Annotated in this window: 36 protein-coding genes and 1 pseudogene; 16 read left to right on the forward strand and 21 right to left on the reverse strand. The window is 62.9% G+C overall.

Features of this window, described 5'->3' with window-relative positions:
• Positions 1-11 precede the first annotated feature (11 nt).
• From AB5S17_RS10575 to AB5S17_RS10585, 3 genes are read left to right on the forward strand one after another with little or no spacing between them, the layout of a single operon-like run.
• Positions 12-200, forward strand: coding sequence for a hypothetical protein (locus AB5S17_RS10575; RefSeq protein ID WP_369239010.1), 189 nt, complete (start codon positions 12-14; stop codon positions 198-200).
• Positions 200-886: a metallophosphoesterase gene (locus AB5S17_RS10580; RefSeq protein ID WP_369239012.1), complete on the forward strand. Its 687-nt coding sequence runs from the start codon at positions 200-202 to the stop codon at positions 884-886. The genes AB5S17_RS10575 and AB5S17_RS10580 overlap by 1 nt, the downstream gene beginning before the upstream one ends.
• Before the next feature lie 47 nt (positions 887-933).
• Entirely contained in the window at positions 934-1,392 is a 459-nt protein-coding gene (locus tag AB5S17_RS10585; RefSeq protein WP_369239014.1) for a hypothetical protein, read from the forward strand.
• A 50-nt stretch (positions 1,393-1,442) separates the two neighbouring features.
• Here AB5S17_RS10585 and AB5S17_RS10590 read toward each other — a convergent pair whose 3' ends face one another.
• From AB5S17_RS10590 to AB5S17_RS10610, 5 genes are all read right to left on the reverse strand, one after another.
• Positions 1,443-1,718 (reverse strand): hypothetical protein, encoded by a 276-nt coding sequence (locus tag AB5S17_RS10590; RefSeq protein WP_369239016.1) that lies wholly within the window; start codon positions 1,716-1,718, stop codon positions 1,443-1,445.
• A 67-nt stretch (positions 1,719-1,785) separates the two neighbouring features.
• The gene (locus tag AB5S17_RS10595; protein ID WP_369239018.1) at positions 1,786-1,980 is read right to left on the reverse strand and encodes a hypothetical protein; all 195 of its coding nucleotides are present in this window, start codon (positions 1,978-1,980) and stop codon (positions 1,786-1,788) included.
• A 15-nt stretch (positions 1,981-1,995) separates the two neighbouring features.
• Positions 1,996-2,391 (reverse strand): hypothetical protein, encoded by a 396-nt coding sequence (locus AB5S17_RS10600; RefSeq protein WP_369239020.1) that lies wholly within the window; start codon positions 2,389-2,391, stop codon positions 1,996-1,998.
• Between the two features lie 40 nt (positions 2,392-2,431).
• Positions 2,432-2,662 (reverse strand): helix-turn-helix domain-containing protein, encoded by a 231-nt coding sequence (locus AB5S17_RS10605; RefSeq protein ID WP_369239022.1) that lies wholly within the window; start codon positions 2,660-2,662, stop codon positions 2,432-2,434.
• Entirely contained in the window at positions 2,659-3,747 is a 1,089-nt protein-coding gene (locus AB5S17_RS10610) for a hypothetical protein (RefSeq protein ID WP_369239024.1), read from the reverse strand. The genes AB5S17_RS10605 and AB5S17_RS10610 overlap by 4 nt, the downstream gene beginning before the upstream one ends.
• 280 nt (positions 3,748-4,027) lie before the next feature.
• Here AB5S17_RS10610 and AB5S17_RS10615 point away from each other — a divergent pair, with 280 nt between their 5' ends.
• Positions 4,028-4,261: a helix-turn-helix domain-containing protein gene (locus tag AB5S17_RS10615; RefSeq protein WP_369239026.1), complete on the forward strand. Its 234-nt coding sequence runs from the start codon at positions 4,028-4,030 to the stop codon at positions 4,259-4,261.
• A 327-nt stretch (positions 4,262-4,588) separates the two neighbouring features.
• On the opposite strand, the gene AB5S17_RS10620 is transcribed toward AB5S17_RS10615, so the two are convergent.
• Complete coding sequence (locus AB5S17_RS10620; RefSeq protein ID WP_369239104.1) at positions 4,589-4,996, reverse strand: helix-turn-helix domain-containing protein; 408 nt, start codon at positions 4,994-4,996, stop codon at positions 4,589-4,591.
• A 143-nt stretch (positions 4,997-5,139) separates the two neighbouring features.
• Between AB5S17_RS10620 and AB5S17_RS10625 the strand changes: the two genes are divergently transcribed.
• Entirely contained in the window at positions 5,140-5,328 is a 189-nt protein-coding gene (locus tag AB5S17_RS10625; protein ID WP_369239028.1) for a hypothetical protein, read from the forward strand.
• Here AB5S17_RS10625 and AB5S17_RS10630 read toward each other — a convergent pair.
• The 5 genes from AB5S17_RS10630 to AB5S17_RS10650 all read right to left on the reverse strand — a co-directional run bounded on the left by AB5S17_RS10630 (position 5,311) and on the right by AB5S17_RS10650 (position 7,273).
• Positions 5,311-5,775 carry a MarR family winged helix-turn-helix transcriptional regulator gene (locus AB5S17_RS10630; RefSeq protein ID WP_369239030.1) on the reverse strand — a complete coding sequence of 155 codons (465 nt, stop codon included), beginning with the start codon at positions 5,773-5,775 and terminating at the stop codon, positions 5,311-5,313. The two genes, AB5S17_RS10625 and AB5S17_RS10630, sit on opposite strands and share 18 nt — an antisense overlap.
• 87 nt (positions 5,776-5,862) lie before the next feature.
• Positions 5,863-6,267, reverse strand: coding sequence for a dATP/dGTP diphosphohydrolase domain-containing protein (locus tag AB5S17_RS10635; RefSeq protein WP_369239032.1), 405 nt, complete (start codon positions 6,265-6,267; stop codon positions 5,863-5,865).
• Positions 6,264-6,395 (reverse strand): hypothetical protein, encoded by a 132-nt coding sequence (locus AB5S17_RS10640; RefSeq protein WP_369239034.1) that lies wholly within the window; start codon positions 6,393-6,395, stop codon positions 6,264-6,266. The genes AB5S17_RS10635 and AB5S17_RS10640 overlap by 4 nt, the downstream gene beginning before the upstream one ends.
• The gene (locus AB5S17_RS10645; protein WP_369239036.1) at positions 6,379-6,648 is read right to left on the reverse strand and encodes a hypothetical protein; all 270 of its coding nucleotides are present in this window, start codon (positions 6,646-6,648) and stop codon (positions 6,379-6,381) included. The genes AB5S17_RS10640 and AB5S17_RS10645 overlap by 17 nt, the downstream gene beginning before the upstream one ends.
• A 148-nt stretch (positions 6,649-6,796) precedes the next feature.
• Complete coding sequence (locus AB5S17_RS10650) at positions 6,797-7,273, reverse strand: response regulator (protein ID WP_369239038.1); 477 nt, start codon at positions 7,271-7,273, stop codon at positions 6,797-6,799.
• Between the two features lie 373 nt (positions 7,274-7,646).
• Here AB5S17_RS10650 and AB5S17_RS10655 point away from each other — a divergent pair, with 373 nt between their 5' ends.
• The 3 genes from AB5S17_RS10655 (at position 7,647) to AB5S17_RS10665 (ending at position 12,539) form a co-directional block, all read left to right on the forward strand.
• On the forward strand, positions 7,647-9,107 hold the full coding sequence (locus tag AB5S17_RS10655) for a diguanylate cyclase (RefSeq protein WP_369239040.1): 1,461 nt from the start codon (positions 7,647-7,649) through the stop codon (positions 9,105-9,107).
• Between the two features lie 313 nt (positions 9,108-9,420).
• A complete protein-coding gene (locus AB5S17_RS10660) occupies positions 9,421-11,625 on the forward strand; it encodes a PAS domain S-box protein (protein ID WP_369239042.1) in 2,205 nt (734 codons plus the stop codon).
• 98 nt (positions 11,626-11,723) lie between these two features.
• Positions 11,724-12,539 (forward strand): hypothetical protein, encoded by an 816-nt coding sequence (locus AB5S17_RS10665; RefSeq protein WP_369239044.1) that lies wholly within the window; start codon positions 11,724-11,726, stop codon positions 12,537-12,539.
• On the opposite strand, the gene AB5S17_RS10670 is transcribed toward AB5S17_RS10665, so the two are convergent.
• The 5 genes from AB5S17_RS10670 to AB5S17_RS10690 form a co-directional block, all read right to left on the reverse strand.
• Positions 12,533-12,913: a hypothetical protein gene (locus tag AB5S17_RS10670; protein WP_369239106.1), complete on the reverse strand. Its 381-nt coding sequence runs from the start codon at positions 12,911-12,913 to the stop codon at positions 12,533-12,535. The two genes, AB5S17_RS10665 and AB5S17_RS10670, sit on opposite strands and share 7 nt — an antisense overlap.
• Positions 12,914-12,971: 58 nt before the next feature.
• On the reverse strand, positions 12,972-13,400 hold the full coding sequence (locus AB5S17_RS10675; RefSeq protein ID WP_369239046.1) for a hypothetical protein: 429 nt from the start codon (positions 13,398-13,400) through the stop codon (positions 12,972-12,974).
• A 63-nt stretch (positions 13,401-13,463) separates the two neighbouring features.
• Positions 13,464-14,117: a hypothetical protein gene (locus tag AB5S17_RS10680; protein WP_369239108.1), complete on the reverse strand. Its 654-nt coding sequence runs from the start codon at positions 14,115-14,117 to the stop codon at positions 13,464-13,466.
• A 352-nt stretch (positions 14,118-14,469) separates the two neighbouring features.
• Entirely contained in the window at positions 14,470-14,706 is a 237-nt protein-coding gene (locus AB5S17_RS10685; protein WP_369239048.1) for a WGR domain-containing protein, read from the reverse strand.
• Positions 14,703-15,272: a recombinase family protein gene (locus tag AB5S17_RS10690; RefSeq protein WP_369239050.1), complete on the reverse strand. Its 570-nt coding sequence runs from the start codon at positions 15,270-15,272 to the stop codon at positions 14,703-14,705. The genes AB5S17_RS10685 and AB5S17_RS10690 overlap by 4 nt, the downstream gene beginning before the upstream one ends.
• 89 nt (positions 15,273-15,361) lie before the next feature.
• On the opposite strand from AB5S17_RS10690, the gene AB5S17_RS10695 reads away from it, so the two are divergent.
• Positions 15,362-16,432: an EamA family transporter gene (locus AB5S17_RS10695; protein WP_369239052.1), complete on the forward strand. Its 1,071-nt coding sequence runs from the start codon at positions 15,362-15,364 to the stop codon at positions 16,430-16,432.
• A gap of 119 nt (positions 16,433-16,551) precedes the next feature.
• Here the strand turns inward: AB5S17_RS10695 and AB5S17_RS10700 are convergent, their stop codons facing one another.
• The 3 genes from AB5S17_RS10700 to AB5S17_RS10710 are packed head-to-tail and all read right to left on the reverse strand — an operon-like array spanning position 16,552 to position 17,970.
• Positions 16,552-16,779, reverse strand: coding sequence for a tautomerase family protein (locus AB5S17_RS10700; RefSeq protein WP_369239053.1), 228 nt, complete (start codon positions 16,777-16,779; stop codon positions 16,552-16,554).
• A gap of 14 nt (positions 16,780-16,793) precedes the next feature.
• Positions 16,794-17,537, reverse strand: a complete 744-nt coding sequence (locus tag AB5S17_RS10705; protein WP_369239055.1) for an SDR family oxidoreductase — start codon at positions 17,535-17,537, stop codon at positions 16,794-16,796.
• Between the two features lie 31 nt (positions 17,538-17,568).
• The gene (locus AB5S17_RS10710) at positions 17,569-17,970 is read right to left on the reverse strand and encodes a cupin domain-containing protein (protein WP_369239056.1); all 402 of its coding nucleotides are present in this window, start codon (positions 17,968-17,970) and stop codon (positions 17,569-17,571) included.
• A 114-nt stretch (positions 17,971-18,084) separates the two neighbouring features.
• Between AB5S17_RS10710 and AB5S17_RS10715 the strand changes: the two genes are divergently transcribed.
• The 7 genes from AB5S17_RS10715 (at position 18,085) to AB5S17_RS10745 (ending at position 24,625) form a co-directional block, all read left to right on the forward strand.
• A complete protein-coding gene (locus AB5S17_RS10715; RefSeq protein ID WP_369239058.1) occupies positions 18,085-18,996 on the forward strand; it encodes a LysR family transcriptional regulator in 912 nt (303 codons plus the stop codon).
• A gap of 141 nt (positions 18,997-19,137) precedes the next feature.
• The gene (locus AB5S17_RS10720) at positions 19,138-21,084 is read left to right on the forward strand and encodes a M23 family metallopeptidase (RefSeq protein ID WP_369239060.1); all 1,947 of its coding nucleotides are present in this window, start codon (positions 19,138-19,140) and stop codon (positions 21,082-21,084) included.
• A gap of 283 nt (positions 21,085-21,367) precedes the next feature.
• Positions 21,368-21,682: a MarR family winged helix-turn-helix transcriptional regulator gene (locus AB5S17_RS10725; RefSeq protein WP_369239110.1), complete on the forward strand. Its 315-nt coding sequence runs from the start codon at positions 21,368-21,370 to the stop codon at positions 21,680-21,682.
• 267 nt (positions 21,683-21,949) lie between these two features.
• Entirely contained in the window at positions 21,950-22,723 is a 774-nt protein-coding gene (locus tag AB5S17_RS10730) for a MauE/DoxX family redox-associated membrane protein (protein ID WP_369239062.1), read from the forward strand.
• Between the two features lie 404 nt (positions 22,724-23,127).
• Positions 23,128-23,334, forward strand: coding sequence for a heavy-metal-associated domain-containing protein (locus AB5S17_RS10735; RefSeq protein WP_369239064.1), 207 nt, complete (start codon positions 23,128-23,130; stop codon positions 23,332-23,334).
• A gap of 36 nt (positions 23,335-23,370) precedes the next feature.
• Positions 23,371-23,781 carry a hypothetical protein gene (locus AB5S17_RS10740; protein ID WP_369239066.1) on the forward strand — a complete coding sequence of 137 codons (411 nt, stop codon included), beginning with the start codon at positions 23,371-23,373 and terminating at the stop codon, positions 23,779-23,781.
• 142 nt (positions 23,782-23,923) lie between these two features.
• Positions 23,924-24,625 (forward strand): multicopper oxidase domain-containing protein, encoded by a 702-nt coding sequence (locus tag AB5S17_RS10745; RefSeq protein WP_369239068.1) that lies wholly within the window; start codon positions 23,924-23,926, stop codon positions 24,623-24,625.
• Positions 24,626-24,775: 150 nt separating this feature from the next.
• Here the strand turns inward: AB5S17_RS10745 and istB are convergent.
• A pseudogene (istB, locus tag AB5S17_RS10750) lies at positions 24,776-25,582 on the reverse strand (IS21-like element helper ATPase IstB); the annotation flags it as partial.
• The coding region (istA, locus tag AB5S17_RS10755) for an IS21 family transposase (RefSeq protein WP_369239070.1) at positions 25,579-26,577 on the reverse strand (999 nt) is incomplete at its 5' end. The pseudogene istB and the gene istA, both read right to left, overlap by 4 nt.

The following is a 26,577-nucleotide window of genomic DNA, read 5'->3' on the forward strand; positions in this document are numbered from 1 at the left end:
AGGCCCACACTATGATCATCATTTTCGATCGGCACGTCCAGAAGAGGCTCGACGAGATCGAGGCCGCCGAAGGCATCCCGCCCGTCGACTTCGTGAGGCAGGCCGTCGAGGCATGGTCGCTCGTCGGGGCGGATGACCGGCGCGCTATCGCGATCAGCATCATGCATATCGCGTTGTCGACGGTGAGGAGGACGCACTGATGGGGCGGATCTTCTACACTGCAGATCACCACTTCTGCCATTCGAAGGTCATCGCGATGTCCAAGCGTCCGTTTCGCGACGTGAGGCACATGAATGGCGAGATGATCCGTCGATGGAATGACCGCGTCCGACCGGCCGACGTCGTCTACCACCTCGGCGACTTCTCGTTCGGACCCGTCGTCGAGGCCGAACGGTACTTCCACGCCCTCAACGGCAAGAAGCACCTGATCATCGGAAACCACGACAAGCCGTCCGTCCGCGACTGGCCCTGGGAATCGGTGAGCGAGATGAAGATGATCGAAGACGATGGCCGCCGGATCTTCCTGTGCCATTATCCGATGGCCGAGTGGCCGTCGTTCTACCGCCACGTTCCGCACTTCCACGGCCACGTCCACGGAAATCGGCAAGTTCCCGGAGCGGTCGATGTCGGCGTCGACCTGTGGGGCTATGCTCCGGTCACCGCCGACGAAGCGCTGGCGACGCTCGTCGAGCGCGAGCAGCGACGAGAGCGGAAGTCGGTCGTGGACTTCGGGAGTGAACTCGTCCGGGAAGTCGCCGCCAGAGCTGACAGCTGGATGGTCGGCTGGGAGCGCGAGCATCTCGCGAATGCGATCGACGAGGCTGCGATGCGGGCGCTGGACGACCTCCTGCAGGACCGCGTGGACAGGTCGGGCGGCAGCCGGTGACCAGGATCGGCGACTGGATCGCGTTTGAGCGGCGTCGGTGGTCCGACATGATCACCTACCCCGGCGACGAGGCCTTCATCGACGCCTGGGGCGACCTCGTCCGCCGGACAGTCGCCGTCGTCCCGCCCCGAGACTTCCTTCCACCGCACGTCGACGCCGACCATGCCAGGACGCCGCCGTGGCCCTGGCGTCCGATGCCGCTCGACGGTGAGTGGGAGCGCTACGGTGAGGCCTGGCAGTCATTCCTCTACCGAAATCCTCGCGCCCGGTTGGCGTCGATGATGGCGTCGATCTCTGAGACGCATGATTCCGCGTCGTGGCCGGCCGGATGGGAAGACAGGATTCGGGATTGGGTCCGGGCCGGGTGCCCCGGGGAGCGCCCGTTCGACGACAGGCTCGGGATCGACACGCCGATCTGGCGCGTCCAGCTCATCACCACCGCGGCCGCCGCCGGACGGGGATGGGTCTACTATGACGAGGGCCGCCTGCGCTGGATCGACAGGTGATCCTATTACGCAAAATATGCGAAAACCCCAAAAATCGCGTAATAGACCCGTCACCCATGCCCGCCGCGGGCGCCGGTATCGATCACGTGCTCGCACCGGATATGCCGTCGCAGCCTCACGACGAGGTGCTCGGCGATCTCGCGTCTCGCTTGTTCGCAGTCGAGGAAGTCGGCGCGGGTCTTCCCCTTGATCAGACGGGCGCGCAGCTCGGCCGGCAGCTCGGCGAGGGCCATGCTGATAATAGTGCGCATCTCGCGATCCGTAGCGTCCGGCTGGCGTTCGGCGAAGGAGCCAAGGGGCCCGCGGAATTTCTGGCGTGTGGACATGAAGAAGCCTCCGAGTCGTGGACCCGGAGGCTAGGCGATGTTCACGGTTTGATCTAGTCGTCGGCGGTTACCGGCCGATCTGGTCGTCGTGGGATCGATGCGCCGCGGCGAGCGCTTCAATGCCGGCGTCGGAGAAGGCGGAGTAACCGAGACGGCTGACGACGTCGGCGAGGAGTTCGGAAGCGACTTCTTCGCTGCCGGCGCGGCCCGGGATGCCGTGGATGCTGTCGATCAAGCGGATGTCTTTGTCTCTCTGTGTCATGATAGTTCCTTTCATTCAGTTGGTGATGGTGATGGCATTCCGCTCGCGGACGATCTCGCCGAGGCGGTCGAGGCCGAGCATCCCGCCGGTGCCGATCTCGATCCAGAACGCCGCGTCCGGTCGGAAAAGCTCCGCGATCAGCGCCAGCCCGTGCCGGAAAACGCCGGGCTCGTCCTGGCATTCGAGGACCGCGTCTTCGATCTCGCGGACGTAGTACGGCATCCACTGCGACCGGAGGGCCTCCGCCCGCGTGACTTCCCGGCGCCGGCCGATGAGGGGCGGGAGCGGGCGGCGGAGTAGGGACCACAGATCGCGTAGGACGAGGCGGAAGGTCTCACGATAGCTGTGCCCGGCGCGGATCAGGCGCCGGGTTTTCGCGTGGGCGCGGTGCATAAGCGAGGCGAGGTTCATAGGCTTCTCCTTTCGGCGCGCCTCGATGGCGCTGTTGCAGTCAGGTCTTCGGCCAGTCGGTGGGCCTGTAGCCATCCTCGAGGTACGCCCGCAGGAGCCGAGCGGTGGCCGGCTGGACGGGCCGGTGAGACGGCTTGTCGGCGCCGATCTTCAAGCGCCGGACATGTTGGGGGTTCTCGATGCCGAGGACGAAAGCAAATTCAGCGTCGGAGAGACCCAGTCTGCGCTGGGCCTCCTTGAATTCTTCCGGGCTGTAGGTCGGCTGGATCACTCGTCGCTCCTCTTCTGGCCGCGGATGGCGGCGATCAGCTCGTCGGTGGCCGGAACACGTCGGCCGACCGTGTTGTAGCCGGCGTTGCGGTCGCCCCACGTCGCGCCGTCCGACCCGTCGTAGGTCAGGTGCCAGAGCCATCCGTCCGGCGTCAGGACGATCCAGGTCCGGTAGCCGGCCGCGGCGTTCCGGTCGTCGGACCAGATGATCTCGCCGGCCGGCTCGACGCCGATCGTCGGCATGTCGTCGGAAGCGGCGACGGTCGCGATCGCCTTCTCACGCTCGATCCGGATGCGGCGGCGGTCGGCTTCGGCGGCTTCCTTCGCCTCGAGCGCCGCTCTTTCCTCGACGGTGGCGTTCTCACAGTAGGCGTAGCAGGCGAGTTCGCCCTCGCAACCGACCGGCCAACCCATCGAAGACGCGTTCTCGTCGAGTCGGAAGGATTTGCCGTGCCCGGTGATCCGGACGACGCTGTCGCCTCGACGAAGGACGGTACCGATGGCCGGGGCCTGTCGGACGAGGACGCTTATCCGGCCGCGGCCAGCTTCGCGATCGGCGCGCTCTTTCGCTTCGCGAGCAGCCTCGACCTTCGCCTGCTCGGCCTCGCGCCGCTTCCTGTTCTCATCTTCGAGCGCGGCGCTCCTCGCCTCGACCTCGCGGAGCGCTTCGATGACAGCATCGACCCGGTCCATCGTTGAAACCTCGGCTTTGTAGCACTTCCGGGTCGAGTCCCAGCGGGCAGACGGAACCGCTTCCTTCAATGCCCCGAGGTCGGCGTAGCTTGAGACGCAGATCATGCAGCCGGACGCCCAGTACTCGATCTTGATCGACAGCCGCGGGCAGGCTCCCCTGATCTCGTCTGCGCGCTTCGCCAAAGCAGCGTTGAACGCTGCGCCCGCCTCCTTACCCGCCGCTGCCAGTTCATCGACCTTCGACCGGTAACGCGTCGAGATCGACCAAGCACGGCGCTCGCTATCCCATTTTGCGCCGGGGATCGACTTCACCTTCGTGACCATATCCGGGTCGTACGGAAACGAAATCAGGATGCGCTTCGGGTCGGAGGTCGGGATGATTTTGATGGACATCTGTCATTCTCCTGCCTGGCGCGCCGCGTTGGTGCTGACAGGAACAATATGTATCCATCGGCAACTGAATTCAATTAAGTCACTGAAATAATTATAGCTTCCAGGATGACCATACAGCGCCTTCTTCAGTGGTTGGTGACATAAACCCCATCCGACGGGACAAAGCCGCCTACGGGCGTTTTAGAGCCTGTTTCGCGTTTTGTTCTCGTTTTCACGCTAGGTTATGCGCCGCGAACGCATCTCAGAAGGAACTCCGTGCTCCACCATAGATTCCCCGGCGATGACTGACACCGATCTTCCAACAGAAGTCACCGCCCGCATCTCAAACAGCGCCGCCCCGGCCCGGGCCCTCCGCGAGCACCACGACCTCCAGCTCGAAGCCGTCTGCCTCACGACAGGCATCGATCCTGAGCGCCTCTGGCAGATAGAAGGAGGCGACATCCCGACGCCAGACGAGCGGGCCAAGCTCGCGGCGGTTTACGGTGTCGAGGAAAGCGTATTCGGAGCACCGTGACTCCGCCCGGGAAGTCGGCTAGCTCTACGTATGCGCGAAGCCGTTCGGAAGGAATGGCACGTGCGACGGCGATGTCTGGGAGGACGCTCGCTCAACCAGGCGACGGGGCGAGGCGCGGGTTGCCGCAGCGCCGCCCCGTCGTCCCCTACGGAAAATCGCTTCCGATGTCAGTTGCCGGGCAGCAATGCCCATCATAGATTAAAGGCACGGTCGGTTGTTGGGAGCGACCTCACCGCGCCATGTGTCTCCCCTGTGCTCGGAAGACGGGCATTACTAGCATAGCTGCGGCAGGATGCAATGTTCTGCCGCAGCGGCACTGCGAGATGGTTACTCGGCGGCGGCTTGCAGTTCGGCTTCCGCCTGACCTGCCGCGATCGCCTCGACGAGCCGGATGACACGCCGCCTGACGTCGCGCCCGCTGATCGCCGCAAAGGCGCTGTTCAGCTCGCGTCCTTCGCGGCTGCTCACGAACGCTGCCATACCGCCGTCGTCGACCTTCTCTGCCGACGCTGGATCGAAGAAATACGCGATCGGCACGCGGAAGATCTCTGCCATCCGCTGCAGCCGGCCGGCCGGCACCCTGTTCGCGCCCTTTTCGTATTTCTGCACCTGCTGGAAGGTCACGCCGAGAGCCTCGCCGAGCGCCGTCTGACTCATGCCGAGCGCCAGGCGGCGTGCACGGATGCGCTTGCCGATCATGATGTCAGCGGCGTCGTCTGATTCGGTCTTTGTCATGTAGCCCCCCGGTTGCATCCGAAAATATATCAGAGCGCGATACCGCTGCAATCGCCTCCAGCTTCAGTGGTCGGCTAATCTTGATAATGTTGCCTGACCAAATTCCGCAGCTTACGTTTGGTCGAGAGGGCTTGGGAGGCTAGATGCCGATTTTCCGTGACGCCCGCGAAGAATTCCCCACTGACAAGACACCTGTGGAAGTCGCCGAGGAGGCGGGCTTCCACCCCGACGAGATCGCGTTCATGCTCGCGCTCGACAAGCCGCAGCGTCCGGACATCCGGGAAGGCGGCCGGAGAAGAAGCGCGTCAACTGACTCATCGAAGCCGACGTAGCCGCCGGTCCAGCAACTGCCGCACCTGCTCCAGCCGTTCGCGAGTATCGCGGAGTTCGTCGGGTCCAAGCGCTGCGACCAGATCCGCATCCATCTCCCGCCAGATACGGTGGACTTGTTCCCGCGCATCGATGCCAGGGGGTAGCAGCGCGATCATCGTCTTGCGCTTGTCTACCGTGCCCCGGTATCGCGCAACGTAACCCTTCGCTTCCAGATGATCGATCATCTTCGAGGCAGTGGACGGGCGTATGTTGATGACGTCCGCGAGGACATTGATGGTCACCGGTCTCTCTGGATCGAGAGCATCCAGGAGAACGTCATGACCCGGTACAAGCCCGATTTTGCCGAGCGCGATCGTAGACAGCGCCCGCGTCGCCTTGCCGATCGTCAACAGCGGGGGCACCAGAAGAAGCGGCTTTTCCGCTTCAGATGTGCGGGATTCTGACACTGAACCTCGCATACCGTTAGCCGGACAAGTGAAACTATATCCCGAGATAGGCAGCACTGCTACGCGACAAGCCTTCGTAATTCGGAGCTACGCCGCTTTCCTCACCTCGACCTGCGCCCGCCTCTCCAGGATCGCCGACTGCACCTCGGCCAGCGCGTCCGGTCTGGCGTTCACGCGGTCGTCGACGAGCGTCCCGCATGCCGCCGCGTCCAGCACGATGGACATCCCCGCCATCACGTGCGCGGCGTGCGGGATCTGCGAGTCTCCGGCGACGTCCTCGCCTTCCTTGAGCGCGAGAAGATGCCGGATCGCCGCATCGATGTAGTCCGATAGCTTGATCGGCTGGTTGCGCCAGTTCAACGCGCCATACTTGATCGCGCCGTCGAGGTGGGCTTCCGCGAGCCACGCCAGCGATGTCGCCGGTACCGGCTGATGAGGGGAGCTTTCCGTCGGCCGACGAGAGCCTTTCGGGTTTTCGATCGTCTCGCTCACAGTATCCCTTCGACAGCTTGGATTTCCATCATCAGCATGTTCGCCACGTCGATGTCGTCCGCCCACCGGCCCCGCAGGCGCCGGATCTCGAAGGCAATATCGGGCTCCACTTCATAGTGTGACGGCACGAACCTCCGCTCGTCCGGCGCGTCCTCGTCCATGCCGAAGGATCGCCTCGCACCAGCCGACCTCCACGTCGATGCCCTCAACCAAGTCGCCATGCATCGCCTCAACTGACGCGCCGATCCGGTCGCAGATCGCCCGGTCGAGCCCGTCCTGGATCGCGGTGACGGCTGGACCGAGCAGCCGCTTGAACGGGGTCGTCATATCTCCGGAAGCATATTCGTGCCCGTCATGCAGCAGGCCGGCGAGCGTCAGCATGGGGGTCCGGTAGCGCTGCTGTCACTCGGCCCAGCGTAGTGACCCCACCAGTTTCTAGGCGGTCAATGGCTTACCGCGCCTATCGGCTCCGGAACCCGACGCCGATCCAGTGTCAATTCGCCCCTCTCGCCTGGGACCTTCCTCCATGTCAGTCTTTGGAGGGCTCCCGTGTGGCCTCCGGAAAGCCTCCGGCCAAGCTCTTGCTGGGAGCATCGGCGAAGGGAAGTCGAGGATCAGCATGACCCGCTTCAGAGATCGGCCGCGCAATGACAGACTCCACAGCAGCCACAAGAGCGGGTGGCAAGAACGGCTTCGGCAGGAAGATAGCGCCAGCAGGCAATTCCGCGCCCTGAGGCCTTCGTGCACCTGAGGCAACGACGATGCCAACGGACGGCCAGCTCCTTCGAACGAGACGCGCCAGTGTGAAGCCGTTGATCGGTCCTGGCATATCCACATCCGTTGCGATCGCTACGATTCCGTTGCGAGCTTCCAGAAGCACGAGTGCCGTATCGGCACTGCCAGCTTCGAGCACCCGGAATCCGGCGTCAGTCAGGGTATCGCTCATAACCATGCGCACGAGGGGATCATCCTCGACCAGGAGGACAACCGGATGGGTGTTCGACACGGGGGCCAAACCCTTTGTGCATCGTCGTGTGCGCGAAAGAGACGAGCACAAGCGGCGGAAGCCTAACGATAATCTAGACTTACAAGTTGGAAGTAAGTTGCTCATTTTCGCGGATTTATTCGCTTTGGGCAACTGACGGTCTGGTCTGGCGCCTGCGAGGGGGTCCGTGTTGCGGCTTCCTTCTGCCGCACCACCCTTTAACAAATGATAGTCCGACAGCTGAATCAGGGGGTGCGCCTGCGGGAAGCAAGAAAGTCAGCTTCCCCTATGATCCTTGGAAAATGAAACTCCTGCGCTTCAAGTTTGTCCGCCGCTAACCCTTTGGCATCTAATCCCCTGTACATCTTGAAGGACTGTTCAAGGTGGCGACGGCATGGATGTGCGGACGACGCGGCTGACGGCCGCATATTTTTTGCCGGTTCTCGGCCTGTTGATCCTGACCGGCGTCTTCGTCGCGTTCACAGCCTATTGGTCCGCCACCGAGACCGATGCCGACTCCATCCAGCGCGAAACCACGCTTGTCCGGCGGCTGCTCGACCAGCGGATCGCGGATGTGACGAAAAACCAGCAGACGTCCACCACCTGGGACGATGCCGTCGACGAGGTGCTCGGTCCACGCCATCTGGATTGGCTCGACGCGAACCTCGGCGTCTGGATGCACACCTACTTCGGAATCGACCGCGTCTTCATTCTCGACGGTGGCGATCACTCGATCTATGCGATGATCGGCGGCACCCGACTGGCGCCGGACACCTACTTCTCGCAAGCGGCAATTCTTGCGCCGATTGTGGCCCGGCTCCGGCGGCTCAGAAGGACGGCGGCTTCTCTCGATGATGCGCCGACATTCGTTCGGCGATACGTGCTCCTGGAGAACCGACCGGCCGTCGTGAGCGCCGCGGCAATCACTTCCGACACCGGCAAGATCTATCAGGCGGCGGGACAGGAACCGGTCCACGTGGCTGTCGAATTCCTCGACGGACCGTTCCTGTCGAAGCTGGCGTCGGACTTCCTGATCCGGAACCCGCGGTTCTCCTGGACCGGGCATCTCGGACCTCATGAAGCCGCGTTTCCGCTGGCGACCGACGGCACAGACATCGGCTATCTGCTCTGGACGGTGCAGCAGCCGGGAATGAAAGTTCTCGATCGAATGGTGCCGATCCTGGCGGGGGCCGGGATTGTCATCCTGCTGCTCGCCGGACTCCTTCTGTTCCGGCTCTACCGCACCACCGGAAAGCTCGTCAGCTCACAGAGGCAGATCGAGCATATGGCGCATCATGACGCGCTGACCGGCCTTGCCAACCGCTTTTCCTTCGACAGGCGTTTGGAGGAGCGCCTGCAAGAGTTCGAGCAGACAAAGCGGAGCTTTGCGGTGCTCTATCTCGATCTCGATCGCTTCAAGGACGTCAACGACACCCTCGGCCACCAGGCCGGTGACGAGCTGATCCGTCAGGTGGCGGCGAGACTGCTTTCGTTGGTCTCCGGCGAAGACATGGTCGCGCGGCTGGGCGGCGACGAATTCGCAGTACTGCGAGACGCGGTCAGTGACCGGATGGAGATCGAAGTCCTGGCCCGCCAGATCGTCGAGGCCATTCAGAGCCCGTTCGAGGTGGCCAAGCAACAGGTGGTCATCGGAATCTCGATCGGCGTCGCCATCGCCTTCCGGGATACGCTGACACAGCTTGATCTGGTTCGCCGGGCGGATGTGGCTCTATACCGCGTGAAAAGCTCCGGCCGCGGCGGCTATGTCATCTTCGAAGAGCAGATGGAGCGCCTCGCCTTCGGGGAGAAGATGCAAGGGATTGCCGGGCTTCCGCAGGGATTTTCGGCCTCTTGAGCGACGGACGCTCTGATCCAGAGCAGAAATGAAGGGCGATGCCTCGATGTCTTTGCGGCATGAACCCGCGGAACCTAACGGTCCGCTTTAACTTATACAGCCGAGGCGACGGGCCCTTACGTCTCATCGTGGAAAAGGACAGCAGAAGCAGCCTGGCAACGGATCCTTTCGCTGGGCTGCTTCTGTGCCGACAGGGCTCCTCCGGCGCGCGACTCGCCGCCCTTATTCCCTTCTGCCAACTAGCCAGGAAAGAGGTGGCGCGGCCGCGACCGGGCTGCTACCCGATGGTGTCGTCACATCTTCGGAGCGCCTGGTGTCCGCCGAGCCCCATACGCCCAGTTCGGCAGAACCCCCCCAAGGACTCCTTCAGACCATCCTTGCCAGCGCCGTGGACTACGCTGTCGTGGCGCTCGACGATGATGGGATGGTCGTCTTCTGGAGCGAGGGAGCGCAGCGGCTGTTCGGCTGGACTGCCGCGGAAATCGTAGGCCATTCGGCCAACCGGCTCTTCATGCCCGACGATCAGGCGATCGGCGTCCTGGCGGCGGAGATGCAGGCCGCGCGGGAACATGGCCGCGGTGCCGACGACCGTTGGCATGTGCGTAAAGACGGCAGCCGCTTCTGGGCGCGAGGAGAGGTGCTGCCCCTGATCGACCAGGCGAACCGCAGGATTGGGTTCGTCAAGATCGTCCGGGATCGGACGGCGGAATGGAGGCTTGCCCAGGAGAAGGAAGCCGCCGCGCGTGCGACCGAAGATGTGGCGCTACGCTTGCGACTGGCCATGGTCGCCGGGCGCATGGCGAGTTTCGAGCTCGAGCTCGGAACGGACATCCTGCACGGATCTCCTGAACTCAACCGCATCCTCGGCTATCCGGAGGACGCATCCCCTTCGGCCGAAGAGATCCGCCAGAATTTCTACCCGGGCGAACGGGAGCGGCTGCAGGCTCTGTCGGCTGATCTCCCGCCGGACGAAGCTCGCTTCATTGAAGTCGAATTCCGGTACATCCGGCCGGACACCCGCCAGGTCCGTTGGCTGTGGCTGCGAGCGGAAATCCAGCAGTCGGGGGCGCAGCAGCGCTACCTCGGTGTTCTGTTCGACATTTCCGAGCGCAAGTTCGCCGAGCAGGCTCGGCAGGAGAGCCAGACCCGTCTCCAAATGGCAATGGAAGCCGGGCGGATGGCGGTCTGGGATTACGACGTTGCAACGGAGACCGTGACGGGCTCGGCCGAGCTGAACCGATTGCTTGGGGTCGGCCCGGAGCACAATCTTTCGATCGCAGAAATTCGTGCCAACTACTACGACGGAGACCTGGAAAGAGTCCGCCAGGAAGCGCAATCCCGCCTGGCGCGAGGCGAGCGCTTTATCCAATCTGAATACCGCTACCAATGGCCTGACGGATCTGTTCACTGGCACCTTCTGCGCGCTGAAGTGCTGTTCTTCGGGGGAGCCCCCGTCAAGCTTGTCGGCATCGTGATCGACATCACCGATTGGCGACAGGCGGAAGAGGACCTGCGCCAGCGCGAAAAGGACCTCCAGGCGGCGCTGGCTGCCGGATCGCTCGCTCTTTACACCTTCAACAACGTCACCCGCGAACTGAACGGGTCACCGCGGCTGAACGAGATCTTCGGCTACCCGCCTCAGCATCGGCTGACGCTCGAGGATATGGCGGCACGACACCACCCGGAGGATCTGGAGCATATCGCCAGGCAGTTCGGCACCGTGCTGGACCCCAACCTGCACAAGTTCGAGATGGAGTTCCGGCTGCTCATGCCGGACGGGTCGGTCCGCTGGATCAACGCCCGAGGGGATTATCTACGGGATGAACACGGTCGTGCCCTGCAGTCGCGCGGCATCATCATGGATGCGACCGATCGTAGGCAGTGGGAGGAACAGCAGCGGCTGCTCATCGGCGAGCTGAATCATCGGGTCAAGAACACCCTGGCTATCGTGCAAGCCGTGGCGCAGCAAACGCTGCGCTTCCATGATGATCCTGCCGAGGTTCAGGCCGTGCTGATTTCGCGCATCAGCGCCCTGGCCAAGGCTCATGAAGTCCTGACGCAGGAGCACTGGCGTGGCGGCGAACTATCAGAAGTCGTTGCCCGTGCTTTGCAGCCGTTCCAGAATGATGACGTCCAGCAGATTACAGTCGGCGGCCCCTCGATCCGTCTGCCGCCTCAGACGGTGCTCTCGCTCTCGCTGGCGCTGCACGAACTGGCAACGAACGCCGTAAAATACGGCGCATTATCTGTGCCAGACGGGCGAGTCTCCGTCACTTGGGAGCTATCTGATCCGAGAACGGCTCAGGTCGTTCTCGTGTGGCGAGAATCCTCTGGCCCACCGGTCATTCCGCCCACCCGCAAAGGGTTCGGGTCACGACTGCTGATGACCGGCCTCAGCGCCGAAGTCAGCGCAGAGGTAGAACTATCCTACCCGGACTCCGGTGTCGTCTGCCTGATCCGGTTTACCCTGTCCCCCCTTCGAAATCACACGTCATCGACGGATGTGAACAAATTTTAACAAGTATCTTCATAAACTGGCCTTCAAATCACATTATCATTCTGAAAATTATGTAGAAGTGACCGGAAGTTTATTTGTATCCGTCCTAAAGGGATGCCATGAGAAATCAGCGCAAGAGTCCGATCCCTTTGAACGCTAAATATAGGCGCCTGATTGGCGTGTACCTTATCGCGCTTCTCCACAGCCAAGCGCCAGCTTTGGCGAACGATATCGAAACATCCCCGATAGCCCGCTCGTCTGAGCTGGCCACCGACTGCAATTTCGGAGCTGTGACATTGGCGCGACGCGGGTGCCCTGCTCCAGACGACGTCAATACGAATGAGAATTATGCCGAGACCTGCGACCAGGAAAATCCCGATCTTGAGAGAAAAATTCGAAATGTCGGATGCCAGGTGGCCCGACACGTCCAGGACCCCTTTGCCGAGAAACTGTTCTTCAGCTCCGACACCAGCGAAGCATCTCTCAGCTTTTTTCCTGACCGGACCTACCAAAACGACACGCGAAACACTCCTCGCGTTCCAGCTGAAATGGGCCAAATTGTCTGCCGAAATGATGGCGGTGCTGAAATAGTCTTACTACTCGATGATAAAAAAGTGAATCCGGCAAAAGGGCAGGCCGAAACATTTTCCTCGGCAGATCCCCATCATAGTCTCACCGCGCCCCTGTCATTTTCTAGAAAGGAAATGGGGGGGAAGATAGCGACGATCATCGATGCCGGCGCCGACATTGTGCCGATAATCGAAGCTTTGTCCGAAGGTGAAACCGTTTCATTTATTACCACTTCGGATGCGTCAGATGAAAAGCCAGTAGATTTAAGTTTCTCCCAGGCGCTTTTGAACGGCCGTAGCGGTAGACTTGCCGCGGCTCGTATGGCTGAAGCATGTCGTACGTATGTTTCTGAACCCACTCACTGATTGAGGCTGGCGTCCGATTGGGTTCGATTCATCACCGGCTTCTGGCCAGGAACATGAGACATGGTCTTGGTGCGGCTCGAAAGATCGCCGTCCTTCACCTTCGTCTTGGTCTTCGACTTTGAGAACGTGCCCTTGTCATGGGCCATGGCCTGCGCGTGAGCGTTCAGCTTGTATGGGTTGGCGTTAACCTTGGTCTGGCTCTTGGCCTTACCGCCACCGGACGCAGCACTGCCTCCAGATCCGATTGAGGCTGCATAGTCGCCGTTGTCGTCGGTCGTCGCGCCTGCGGTTCCCAGAGTGGAGGCAGACGTATCCCCCGCTGAAGCCGATCCTCCCGAACCTACCGTTGCCGCGTCATCGGCATAGGCCGACATCGGCAGGAGAAAGGCCGAGAGGAGCACGAGGACAGAGACGGATTTCATGGATTTCACCTTAGTGAGTAACGATCACGCAGTCGCCGTTCGACGAGGTCGCCGCGGCGACACCGTTGCCGCTTGTTGATGATGAAGAGGTCGAGGCAGACGAGCCGTTACCGTTGCCCTGGTTTGTCACGGTCACGCTTGAACCGTTTTCGCTGCCGGATGTCGTCACCTGCCCGCCACCCGCGGTGACAGACGTTTGGGGTTGCCCAGGCATCGTGGTCGATCCTGAGACGGATCCGTTTCCGGCGGTAACACTGCTGCCGATTGTGGAGCCTGACATTGCACTCCCACCTTTGTCATCACGGTCGCCTTGGTGGATCACGCGGCATCCATCCTGGATTTCGACGCCGTTCGAGTCGTCAGCCAAAGCCTGCCCGGCAAAGGCAAAAGCGCCGCCGGCGATAACGCAGGCACTAGCCCACCGTGTCATCTGACCCATGAGAAAACTCCCTGGTCATGAGGGACGGGCCGACCCATTCGGGTCGACCCGGATTATGCTGGATCAGCACTTGTTCTTCTTGGCCTGACCCGGAGGGCAGCTCTTGTTGGACGTGTCATCCTGAGCCGCGCCTGCGGCCGAGCCGCCTGTGCCCACCGACGACGACGACATGCCGGCGCCAGCCGACGTACCGCCCGTGCCAAGCGTCGAGGCAGATCCGGAGCCGGAGCCCGATCCTGCGGCAGAACCGCCCCTGCCGACCGAGGAAGAGCTCGAGCCGTCACCAGCCGACGTGCCACCGGTGCCGAGAGTCGAAGCGGAGCCGGAACCGGAGTCACTGCCGGAACCTGCCGCCGAACCCCCTGTGCCAACCGACGAAGAGCTGGTGCCGTCACCAGCCGACGTGCCGCCAGTGCCAAGGGTGGACGCCGATCCGGAACCGTCACCCGACCCCGCGGCCGAGCCGCCGGTGCCGACCGACGACGAGGACATGCCGCCACCAGCCGACGTACCCCCCGTGCCAAGCGTCGAGGCAGATCCGGAGCCCGAGTCGCTCCCCGATCCCGAAGCCGAACCGCCCGTGCCGATCGTGCTGGAAGATGTGCCGTTTTGGATCGTCGTGCCGCCAGTGCCCATCGTCGAGGTGGACGACTGAGCGTAGGCGCCAGCCGCGGTCCCTGCCAAAAGCAGTGTAGCGACGGCGGTGGTCTTCAGAATTTTCATCAGGTGCACTCCCTAGTGGATCTCTTGGCGTGTATCCAAGATGGACCCCAACAACTAGCGAGAAGCCGATGTGGTTGCCGCTTCACACGATTTGACACCAAAAGGCCCTAATTCTAATCGGCGCACATATGGAAAATGATCCCGCTTTGCATTGCAGCATTTGCTTCAGCTGCTGAACTGCCGGGGTTTGACTTAGTTTCAAACGTTACTTCTAGAGAACTACAATCAAATGATGCCCCCAACCAGAATGCCACCTCTCGGCGACTTGTTGATTGTCGGTATGATGGCCGGAGCCATTGTGATCGTGGGGCTTATCGCCATGGCCTATCTGCTGACGTAGCTACTGTCAGAGAGGTGGCTGTAAATAGCCCCGCCGCACCTTGGCCCGCCACTGGCGCTCGAGCGCCGCTTCGGCCGCCTCGGCGGTAGGGAAGGGGGTTTCCCGCACCGTCCCCGCCCGGCCAATCCTCCCCCACTCACGAAACAGGGTGTATTGGCCGAACAGGTTCGGCTGGATCTCCATGACGTAGAACCGGCGCATGTTCTTCGCCGGATCTTCCCGCCGCAGCTGCACCCGCATCATGGCTGAAGCCTCCGGATGGTCTGATTACTGACGTTGTAGGAGCGGGCGATCGAGGTGTGCGCCTCGCCATTAGCTTTGCGCTCGAGCGCTTCGCGCCGCTGCGCGGCGGTGAGCTTCGGCTTGCGCCCCATCTTCACCCCACGCGCCTTGGCCCGGGCGCGGCCCTCGGCCGTGCGGGTCTTGATGAGGTCGCGCTCGACGTCAGCCAACCCGCCAAGCACGGCGAGCATCAGCCGCCCGGTGCTGTCGTTGGTATCGGCCCACGGCTGAGCGAGGGAGCGGAACCGCGCACCGGCATCGACGATGCGCTTGACGATGGCGAACATATCGAAGGTGGAGCGGGCAAGGCGGTCGATGCGCGTCACCACCAGCTCGTCGCCGGGCTCCAGCTTGGCGAGGAGCTTCATCAGCTCCTTGCGGTCGCTCTGGGCGCCCGAGACCTTCTCGCGGAAGATGATCGTGCATCCGGCGACGTGCAGCTCCTCGAGCTGCGCCTCAAGCGTCTGCCCCACGGTGCTAACGCGGGCATAGCCGAAGGAGCGGGAAGGGGCGTGCAATGTGTCCATGATTTGAGGCGGAACGGGCAAACGAAATGGACAAAATTCGTGACTTTTGGAAACCCGGTGCGAGTTGACCCGGCGTGGTATAGTTCCGCATGTCAAATCATCATTCTCACCTGTGGCCCGGCGTTCCCCTTGCCTTGGGAGCGGCCGTCTTGTTCGGCGCCTCCGCTCCCCTGTCGAAGCTGCTGACAGGCGCTGTCGATCCGTGGCTGCTGGCGGGCTTCCTTTACCTCGGTGCAGGGGTGGGCCTCGCCGCGGTTCACTGGGGGCGCCCCTTACTCGGCCTCGCCAATGTCGAAGCGCCGCTACAAAGGGCCAATCTGCCCTGGTTGGGGGCGGTGGTGCTGTTTGGCGGGATGCTCGGCCCGCTGTTTCTGCTGCTTGGCCTGTCCCAGACCTCGGCCGCGTCGGGGTCGCTGCTGCTCAACCTCGAGGGGCTGGCGACAATGGCGATTGCATGGGTCGTCTTCCGCGAAAGTGTCGATCGACGCTTGCTGCTCGGCGCGGCCGCCATCCTCGCCGGTGCCGTTCTGCTGTCATGGAACGGGGAGGGGGTAAGCCTCGACAAAGGCGGGCTCCTGATCGCTCTGGCCTGCCTGTGCTGGGGGATCGATAACAACCTCACCCGGAAGCTGTCATCGGCCGATCCCGTCCAGATCGCCATGATCAAGGGACTGGTCGCAGGCTGCACCAACCTCGTGTTGGCGCTGTCGCTCGGCGCCGCTCTGCCTTCGGGCGACTGGATCGTCTCCGGAGCTGTGGTCGGCTTCCTCGGGATCGGCGTCAGCCTTGTCATGTTCATGCTCGGGCTGCGGTATCTGGGAACGGCGCGGACAGGGGCATATTTCTCGCTTGCGCCTTTCATAGGCGCGGCCCTGTCGCTGCTGCTGTTTCGCGAGAGCATTACCACGCAATTCCTCGTGGCGGGCGGCTTGATGGCCCTTGGCCTATGGCTGCACCTCTCTGAGCGCCATGACCATTCCCATGAGCATGAAGCTCTCGAGCACGAACACGCGCACGTCCATGATGAACACCACCGGCACCAGCACGCTGGAGAGATGACGGAGCCGCATTCGCATTGGCACCGGCATGAGCCCATGCGGCACAAGCACGTCCACTACCCCGATCTGCACCATCGCCATCGGCACGATGAAGCCGCCTAGCGGCGGAGTCCATAGTTCTTGATTAGTGCGCATCGTCATGGCGGTTTTCGCAGCGGCACGCGTGGTGTAGGGCCCAAGCCGGACGGGCAAACGTCGCGCGTTTCCCGTCCGGGCGGCCGTCACATCTTGTAGCCAGGCTTCTTGTAGAGCGTGTCGGCCTTGGCTTCGATGTCAGGCCGGAAGACCTTTGCGGCCCAGTCGGAAGAACTCACCTCCTCAAGCGCCACCGAGACCGCATCAGCGCCGTAGCCAAGCGTTTCCATCACGTCGCGGGTGATCCGGTCGGCAAGTTTCCGCTTCTGATCCTCCGACTTGCCGGGCCAGAGCTTGACGATGACGTGAGGCATTGGGTGTCTCCTTCCTACCAGGGCTGGGTCGTCGGGCCGACCGTGAACTCGTTGATCGTCACGTCCTCCGGCGCGTCGATGGCGAAGGAGACGACGCTGGCAATGCGCTCCGGGCTGATCGCGTGCTGTTCATAGAGCTTCCCCATGGCCTCGGCCGCTCCCGGATCGGTGATGCCGCCGAGAAGTTCCGTGCTGATCGCAGCGGGATAGAGGGTCGCCGTGCGAATGTTGGTGCCTTCCATGGCCGATTCCATGCGCAGCACCTCCATGAAGTCACGCACGAACCACTTGGTGCCGCCATAGACGGCGCTGCCCGGATAAGCCTTGATACCGGCCACCGAGGACACCGCGATCACCTGGCCGGACTTGCGGGCGAGGAACGTCGGCATGACGGCGGCAACGCCGTTCATCACGCCCTTGATGTTGATGTCGACCGCCTGGTTCCACTCGTCCGTCTTCAGCGCCGAAACCGGGGAGGTCGGCATGATGCCGGCGTTGAGGAAGATGACGTCGACGGGTCCGAAGGTCGCTTCAGCGAGCTTGACGATGGCCTGGTTGTCGTCAGGCTTGGTGACGTCGAGGGTCTGGTAAGCCGCATCTCCGCCGTTTGCCTTGATGTCCTCGACGATGGCTTTCAGCCGGTCCTCGCGGCGCGCGCCGAGTACTACCTTGGCACCCTGGCTGGCGAGGAGCCGGGCCGTAGCTTCGCCGATGCCCGACGACGCGCCGGTGATGATGACGACCTTGTTCTCGATCATGACGGTCTTCCTTGTTTGCTCGGTTGAACCGTCAGCGCGCCGCGCCGTACTGCTCGTCGCTGACCTGTTCCATCCAGTCGACAACCTTGCCGTTCTGAACTTCCTGGATCGCGATATGCGTCATGGCGACTTCCGGGCCGGCACCGTGCCAGTGCTTCTCGCCCGGTTCGAAAAAGACGACGTCGCCCGGACGAATTTCCTCGATGGCCCCGCCCCACCGCTGGACGCGACCGATGCCGGCGGTGACGTAGATGGTTTGGCCCAACGGATGGGTGTGCCAGGCGGTCCGGGCTCCCGGTTCGAAGGACACGCTCGCGCCCTGGACACGATCGGGGGCGGATGGGTTGAAGAGTGGGTCGACTCTAACCGTGCCGGTGAACCAGTCGGTTGGTCCCTTGGCGGAGGGCTTATGACCTGCGCGGAAGATTTCCATGATGTTCTCCTTGTCTTGGACGGCATCCCGTCGCGTGTTGGGGAGAAGATGGCACCAATGGCAAACATTGATTAGACGGCGTAAACTTAATGCGTTTGTGATATAAGCTCAGGAATGCCGCGCGATCAGATCAACGAACTTACCGCCTTTCTCCTGGTTGCCCGCCATCGCAGCTTTACCAGGGCCGCGGCTGAACTGGGGGTTACCCCGTCGGCTCTCAGCCACACGATCAAGCGCCTTGAGGAGCGGGTGGGCGTGCGACTTCTGGCAAGAACCACGCGCAACGTCGCACCGACGGATCTCGGCGAAGCGTTCCAGCGCCGGATCGGCCCCCTGTTCGAGCAGGTTGATGCCGAGATCGACGCCCTCAGCGCGGCGCGTGACAAACCGGCCGGGACGATCCGCATCACCTGCGACGATGCGGCGATCGAGACGATCTTGCGGCCGCAGCTTGGCGACTTCCTTTTGCGATACCCGGATATCCGTGTCGAGATCTCCATGGACTACGCCCTTGTCGACATCGTTGCCGAACGGTTCGACGCGGGCGTGCGGATCGGGGAGTCGATCGATCGTGACATGGTGGCGACGCGAATCGGAGCTGACTGGCGCTTCTGCGTCGTCGGCTCGCCAACCTATTTCGAGCGTTTGTCCGCCCCTGCGACGCCACAAGAGCTGACCAACCACAACTGCATCAACATGAAGATGTCGACGGCGGGCGGGAACCTGCGCTGGGAATTTCGCTCACCCGAGGGGCATGATGTCGCCGTGCGGGTGGACGGCCAAGCAACCTTCAGCAACACGATGTTGGTCCTGAACGGCGCCCTCGACTGTCTGGGTCTCGGTTTCGTGCCCGAGCCGCTGGCTGCGCCACATCTCGCCAGCGGCCGCCTGATCGAGGCCCTGGCAGACTGGTGCCCGATGCTCGAAGGATATCACCTCTATTATCCAAGTCGCAAACAGCATTCACCGGCGTTCGCAGCGTTCGTGGAGGCTATGCGCCATCGAAGCGGCCGATCGTCCTTGTGATGTCCGCTTCTTCAACCCTTGGGCTTTCACCCGTCCGAGCCATCCGCGCCGTGCAAAATCTTTAAGATTAGAAGGCCGCAGTCGGGATTTTGCCACCTTGTCGGGGAAGAGGGGGATTCAGACCTAGAGAGGGATTAGCGCTTGGCGCAGGAAAGGCCGGTTTTCGGGGACGATCCGCCGCTGATAGCTGATACCCGGCGCAAGCCGGATCGCCGGCAGGTGTCGGCGCGGTGGCTGGCGGGAACGCTCCTGACCGGCATCACCTCGACGGCGCTGATGGGAATCGCGCTGTCGGCCGCGCTCGAGGGGCACCAGGGTGCGGTCGATCCGGCGGGCCTCGCTCTCGTCTTCGACAGCGAGGACGGATCGGACGCCCCGGTGAAGGGGCAGCGCGTCGTCGCCACGGCCCTGCCTGTCGCCCGCAGCCGCCAGGTGGTCGAACTCTCCACCATGACGCGCGACGGCGACCGGGAGATGATCCGCACCCTGCCCTTCGGCTACGTCAACATGCTGCTCGCCGCCCGCTACCCCACCAATGTCGAATACCCCGCCTTCGATCCGATGACGATCTTCGGCAATCCGAAGAGCGACGGTGACGACAAGGACAGTGACGCGGGTTCCAGCGAGCCGGCGCAGATCTACGGCGCGCGGGTGGAATCGGAGGTGCAGCTCAAGGTCGAGCCCTTCGCCTTCGACCCCTCGAGCTACGACAAGTCCGTGCCGCTCGACACCGCCCAGGCGGAGAGCCTGGTGCGCACCGTCATTCCGCAACTCGCCGACAAGCCGGTGCAGGTCGCCTCGCTGACGACGGTCGACCCCTCGCGCTTCAACCTGACCAGCGACGCCACCGAATACGAGCCGGGCTCGGCCTTCCGGGTGATCGAGGAGAACGTCTCGGTCGCCGTGTCGGATCCCGACGGCGACAAGCTTCCCCGGTTCCACGAGGAGATCGTGCCGTTCCGCGAGGCGATGCCGATCGCGGAGATGATGACCCGGTCCGGCCATGACATCAATGGCCACGACGACGCCGTCGCGGCGCTCGCCGACCTCATCGGCAAGGACACGCTCGAGGCCGGCGACGCCCTGCGGATCGGGATCGAGACCAAGGACGGCAAGGACGAGATCGTCCGGCTTTCGGCCTATCAGGGGGCGAAGCATCTCGGGACCGTCTCGGCGACGCAGGACGGGCCGTTCCAGCCCGCGGCCGCGCCGGAGATGGCCGACTCGGTCGCCGAGGCCTTCGGTGACAAGCAGGACGAGGCGCCGATCCGGGCCGACATGCCGACGGTCTACGACGGCATCTATCAGGCGGGCCTCGCCTACGGTCTCAACGATCGCCTGTGCCAGCAGCTGGTCCGCATGCTGGCGAGCGACGTCGACCTGCAGGCGCGGCTGAGCCCCACCGACCGCCTCGCCGTGTTCTATACGATGGAGAAGGGCGAGGAAGAGGCGACCGACAGTTCCGAGATCCTCTTCGCCGAGATCAAGTTCGGCAACAGCGTCAAGCGCTTCTACCGCTACCGGCCGAGCGGCTCGGAGACCGCGGACTATTTCGACGAGGACGGCAAGAGCGCCAAGCAGTTCCTGATGCGCAAGCCGGTTCCCAATGCCCGCTTCTCCTCCGGCTATTCGACGGGACGGCGGCATCCGGTGCTCGGCTATGTCCGGCCGCACTGGGGTACCGACTGGGCCGCGCCGCGCGGCACGCCGATCCTCGCCGCCGGCGACGGCGTCGTGGAGCGCGCCGGCTGGTCGTCTGGCTACGGGCGCGAGACAGTCCTCAAGCACGCGAACGGCTACGAGACCGTCTACGGCCACCAGAGCGGCATCGCCAAGGGCATCTCTCCCGGCGCGCATGTCCGCCAGGGCCAGGTGATCGGCTATGTCGGCTCGACGGGCATCTCCACCGGCAACCACCTGCATTTCGAGATCCATGTGAACGGCCAGCACGTCGACCCGATGCGGATCAAGCTGCCATCCGGCGACGTCCTCGCCGGCGCCGACCTGTCGAAGTTCAAGCGCGAGCGCGAGCGCATCGATAAGCTGCTGCAAGAACGCATCGACCGTCCGCTAGTCGCGGACCGCTGACACGTGCCCCCTCTTTCCGTCGTTTGTTCGACAGGAAACCAATCCTGCCTAATGTACTTCCTTCGGAAGATCACGTCTTTCTAGCGTTTCGGTGATCTGCCCTTCCAGCCGAGAGGTCGATCATGCTTCTGGAACGCCCGAGTGATGCGGCCAACACGAAAGAGCCGGCTTTTTCCATCCTGCCGCTCTTGCTATCGATTGGAACATCTGTTCGTGCCTTCAACCGGATCGCCATGGGTAAAATCGGTGTGATGCGAGGGCAGGATCGCCTCCTAGATGTCCTATACGTAAACGTAGCAAGGCCACTGACCGAGATCGCCAGGAACTCGACGTGCGAGGATCGACGCTCTCAAAGATGATCGATCGGCTCGAGCGCGACGGCTATGTCGAAAGAAACATTGCAACCCTGGATGCGCGCATCAAATTGATCACGCTGACCCCAAGGGGTGCCGAGGCTAAGCGCCAAGTCCGCGAGATATGGATTTCGATGGAAAGTGAGCTCGCTAAGGGTATCCCGCTGGGAGAGTTAGAGGAATTCTGTGCCGGGCTTCAGAGCACCCGAAACATGCTGAAACGCCGTGTTGGCAGGTTGCGGTAAGGTCTGTAGATATCTCGGCATCAACTTGTTGAGCGCTGCCCATGATGCCTCCGACGCTGCTACCGCCCCCCATTGATATGCTCCTTCTGGCCGTACTGCTGGGAATTGCGGTCGCCATGGTCCTCGGGTTCGTCATCTACCTTGTCGTGTAAGTCCTGCCAGGCTTGACCTTCCAGTCACCGGAACATCCACCTGAGCTTCGGGTTGAGTGATGGGCACTATTCAAGCACCACAGCTGCCGTTCGCTGACGACAAGGAACAAAGGGAATGAGTACGACCGAGACGGCAAAACACGACAAGACAGCCATCCTTTACCGGATGGTCATGGACAAGCACATCTGCCCCTACGGCCTGAAGTCAAAGGATCTTCTGGAGCGTGAAGGGTATGTCGTCGAGGATCACTGGCTGAAGACCCGCGCGGAGACGGATGCCTTCAAGGAGGCGCATAGCGTCGAAACCACTCCGCAGACGTTTATCGGCGACAGCCGCATCGGTGGATACACCGAGCTGCGCAAGCACTTCGGCAAAACCGTAAAGTCGAAGGACGCGACAACATACCAGCCAGTCATTGCGATTTTTTCGGTAGCCTTCCTGATGGGACTCGCGATCTCTTGGGCAGCCTACGGCACGATATTTACCATCCGGGCCATCGAGTGGTTCTTCGCCGTCTCAATGACGCTGCTGGGCATCCAGAAGCTTCAGGATGTCGAAAGCTTCTCGACCATGTTCCTGAACTACGACCTCCTGGCTCGGCGTTGGGTGCGTTACGGCAAGATCTACCCTTTCGGCGAAACGCTAGCCGGTCTGCTGATGATAGCTGGCGCTCTGACCTGGATCTCTGCGCCGATCGCGCTTTTCATCGGCACGGTCGGTGCCATCTCGGTCTTCTATGCCGTTTATGTCCAGAAACGCGAGCTGAAGTGCGCCTGTGTTGGCGGCAGCTCGAATGTGCCCTTAGGCTTTGTCTCGCTCACTGAGAACCTTGTGATGATCGGCATGGGGGTCTGGATGCCGATCCGTATGCTGGTCTGGGGTGCGTGAATGCCAACGAAGCGATGATGCGGATCGCACCATGAGCAATCTGCGGCCGGTGGCGCATATCGAAACGCCCTTCCAGCCCGAGTGACCATGCGCCCGCCTTTCGATCGAGTATCGGTATATCAGTGCCTGTGCGCCTCCACATCAAAGCGTTGCGGAGGCGCCGGGGGCGGAGCGTCCGGGCTTTCAATCGTGAACGGTGGTGCCTCGCTCGCGACGTCCGCCGGCGGGTCGATCGGGGCGTCTGGGTCGAACTCATGTTCACCCGTGTCCGGCAGCGGCTGACCGTCACGCGTTCTTCTGTGCTTCATGATACTCTCCCGTGCATGAAGCCCGAACGCATTCCGCGACCATACGTTTCCACCGGTGCGCGACCATTCCGGTCGGCGAAACGGAGGATGTCTGGAATGCAAAGGCTCAAGGTGCCGAATCTGCACTGCGGCGGATGCGCAACGGCGGTCACGCGGGCGATCAGGGAACACATGGGCGCAAAGGCCGAAGTGGAAGTCGACGTGGCGGCCAAGGAGGTCCGGGTTTCGGATTCCACCGATCTACAGGTCGTGACGTTCCTTCTTCATGGAGCCGGCTATCCAGTCGAACGCGTTCTCGAATAGTCGACGTAGCGACCCGATGTCTGATGGACGGGACCAGTGGCGAGCGGTATTGAGGCCGCCATGGGCTCGGTAAGAAAGCATCTTCGACCTGTGTGCCGATCGCTCGCCGCGGTCGTGATCCTGCTCGGTCTGCTCATCTCCACAACGGGCACCGCAGCCACGGGCGGGGGTTCCCGCCAGGCCATCGAGCATTGCGTCACCGCAGGTACGGATCTTGCAGTGATGAGGGCCATGCCGCACATGGCCGCTCCTTCACAACGGCACACCAGGCTTGCCAGCCATGGCACGATGGACGGAACCTGCGCCGCCCAGTGTCTGACGGCCGTCCCCGCCGCAGGTCTGCGGGTGGATTTCCTCCCGCTGAGTCGCGACATCGTCTTCTCGATCACGGCGAGCGAAGGCGACGGAGTGAGCGGGCCTGCTGTCGAACGCCCTCCACGCGCCTGATCGTAAGGCGGCCGGTGTAGGTCGCTATGAGGGTTCGCGATCGGGACGATCGCGAGGAGCAAATCCGGACGAGCCCGCCGACAGGTGCCGCCACGGAGATGGTGCGGCACGTGCGCGCTCGCAGACGAGCGAGAAAGCCAACATGACACTCTTGACCCGCAGACGCTTCCTGGCGTCTTCGGCAGCAGCTGCTGCTGCCACAGCATTTCGGCCTATGCCTTCCCAGGCGGAGCCGGTTTCGACGCGTCTCGTCGTCGAACGCCGCACGATCGAGGTGAACGACCGTGCCGCCTCTGTCCTCGGCGTACGACAGCCGAACGGCACGCCCGGCCTCGTCCTCGACCCCGGAGAGGCCTTCCGCACGCGGCTGGAGAACCGCCTGGGCGAACAGACGATCGTGCACTGGCACGGCCAGACGCCCCCGCCCTCCGAAGACGGCGTCGCCGACACCGGCTACGTGTCGCCGCTCGCTCCGGGAGAGGTCCGCGCATACGACTTTCCGGCCCGGCCAGGCACGCATTGGATGCACTCCCATCAGGGACTGCAGGAACAGCTTCTGCTGGCATCTCCCCTGGTGGTCCGGACGACCGAGGAAGTGCGGGACGACCGCCAGGAGGTGACCGTCCTCCTTCAGGACTTCAGCTTCCGGGGACCCGCCGAGATCCTGGCCGACCTGACGAACACGGCAACCGACACGGCGACCGTTCACCAGGGCATGAACCACGGCAGCATGGTCATGGCCCCGGCGCCGGCTATGGGTTCCGGTGTCAATGCCGCGCGAATTTTCCCCAGAAGCGCCGAAGTAAAATTCCCCAGATCGGCCGCTCAGGCTGTCGCGGAGTGATGTGCATTTTTCGGAGGCCGACCTCTTCGCCGGGGGACAGGATCGAGCGCGGGTGGTGTGATGATCGCTTTGGATCGGACGTGCTCGGGCATCAGTTCGGCATGCTGGCGCAGGCGGTAGCTTGAGCCTTCGATCNGGGACAGGATCGAGCGCGGGTGGTGTGATGATCGCTTTGGATCGGACGTGCTCGGGCATCAGTTCGGCATGCTGGCGCAGGCGGTAGCTTGAGCCTTCGATCTGAACGACGACAGCGTGGTGAAGAAGTCTGTCCAAGAGGGCTGTGGCGACGACGGGATCGCCGAACACCTCGCCCCATTCAGCGAAGCCGCGGTTGGAAGTGAGGATCATCGCGCCCTTCTCGTAGCGGGCGTTGACGAGCTGGAAGAACAGATTGCCTCCGCCGGGCACGACGGGCAGATAGCCGATCTCGTCAACGACCAGGAGGGCTGGCCGGCAAAAGAAGCGGATGCGCTCTTGGAGGCGGCCCTCGCGTTCGGCGCGGGCAAGTGCGGTGATGAGTTCGGCGAGCGTCGAGAAGTAGACGCTCTTGCCGGCCTTGACGGCTTCGACGCCAAGGGCTGTCGCCAGATGGCTCTTTCCGGTTCCGGGCGGCCCGAGGAAGTGGACGACCTCGCAGCGGGCGATGAAGCCGAGTTGGGCGAGCGTGAGAATGCGGTCGCGATCGAGCGAAGGCTGGAAGGAGAAGTCGAAGCCGGCCAGCGTCTTGATGGTCGCCAAGCGCCCCATGCGCAGTGCCGTCTTGATGCGGCTGTTCTCGCGCAGGGTGAGTTCCTCCGAGAGAAGGATGTCGATCGCCTCGAGAGCGGCGATCTCGCCCTGTTCCAGCCGGCGCACGACATGATCGAGCGCTTCGAGGGCTCGGGGCATCTTGAGGCCCACCAGACAGTTGCGGATGCGCTCGATCGTCGAAGGCGTCAGGTCCAGCGAGGCGGTCACGAGCGGACCTCCGCGATCGCCCGGCCGACGGCCTCGTAAAAGGTGAGCGGGCGTTGCGCCACCGTGTCGCCGGCGCCGTGGATGACGATGCTGTCGCTGGAGCCTTGGCGCCATGGTCGCAATTGGGGCCGGCGGTGGCCGGGCTCGATGCGGCGCTGCTGGCGTCCTTCGAGGGCCGGATGGGCGGCGATCAGCGTGCCGTCTTCGAAGATGCGGACCTCGTCGGCCAGCGTATGGACCTCGACGGTCCTGCGCCGCGTGGCGTCGGGGACGCTGTAGAAATTGCCGCCGACGCTGACCATGCCTTCCCGGCTGATGCGCCTTTCCAGCTTCAGGACCGACCGGAACGGGGCCAGCGGCAACGGCCGCAGATGCGCCCGCTCCTCGGCGAAGGCTTCGTTGACGACGCGCCGGGTGGTGGCGTGAACCCGCGGATTGGCCACGGTCTCCAGCCAGTGGCGGAGCTGCTCGTTCAGATCGGCGAGATTGCGGAAGGAGCGGGCCAGGAAGAAGTCCTCCCGAATATAGCGAAAGGGCCGCTCGACCTTTCCCTTGGTCTTGGCCCGATAGGGTCTGCAGGCTTTGGGAAGAAAGCCGTAGTGGCGGGCGAGATCGACGAGGGCCCGGTTGTAGACGATGCCTCCGGTCTCGGCCTCGCCGATCACCGCGGTCTTCATGCGATCGTAGAGAATCTCCCGAGGCGCACCGCCCAGCGCCTCGAAGGCGGCCGTGTGGCAGCGCAGGACCGTCGGCAGATCCTGGTGGACGACGAAGCGTGCCCAGATCAGCCGGCTGAAGCCGAGCACCAGCGAGAAGAGCCAGACGATCCGCGGTGCCGTCGGCTCGTCGGTGAAGACGACGTGGAATTGCGCGAAGTCGACCTGGGCCTGCTCGCCCGGTGGTGTCTCGAAACGAACCTCGAAGCCGCGCGCCGGTGTCGGGCGGACGTCCCGCAGAAAGTCGGTCACGGCGGTATAGCCGCCCGTGTAGCCGAT

This window comes from Jiella sp. M17.18 (assembly GCF_041027365.1).
In the GTDB taxonomy this organism is placed as follows: Bacteria; Pseudomonadota; Alphaproteobacteria; order Rhizobiales; family Rhizobiaceae; genus VKMB-3413.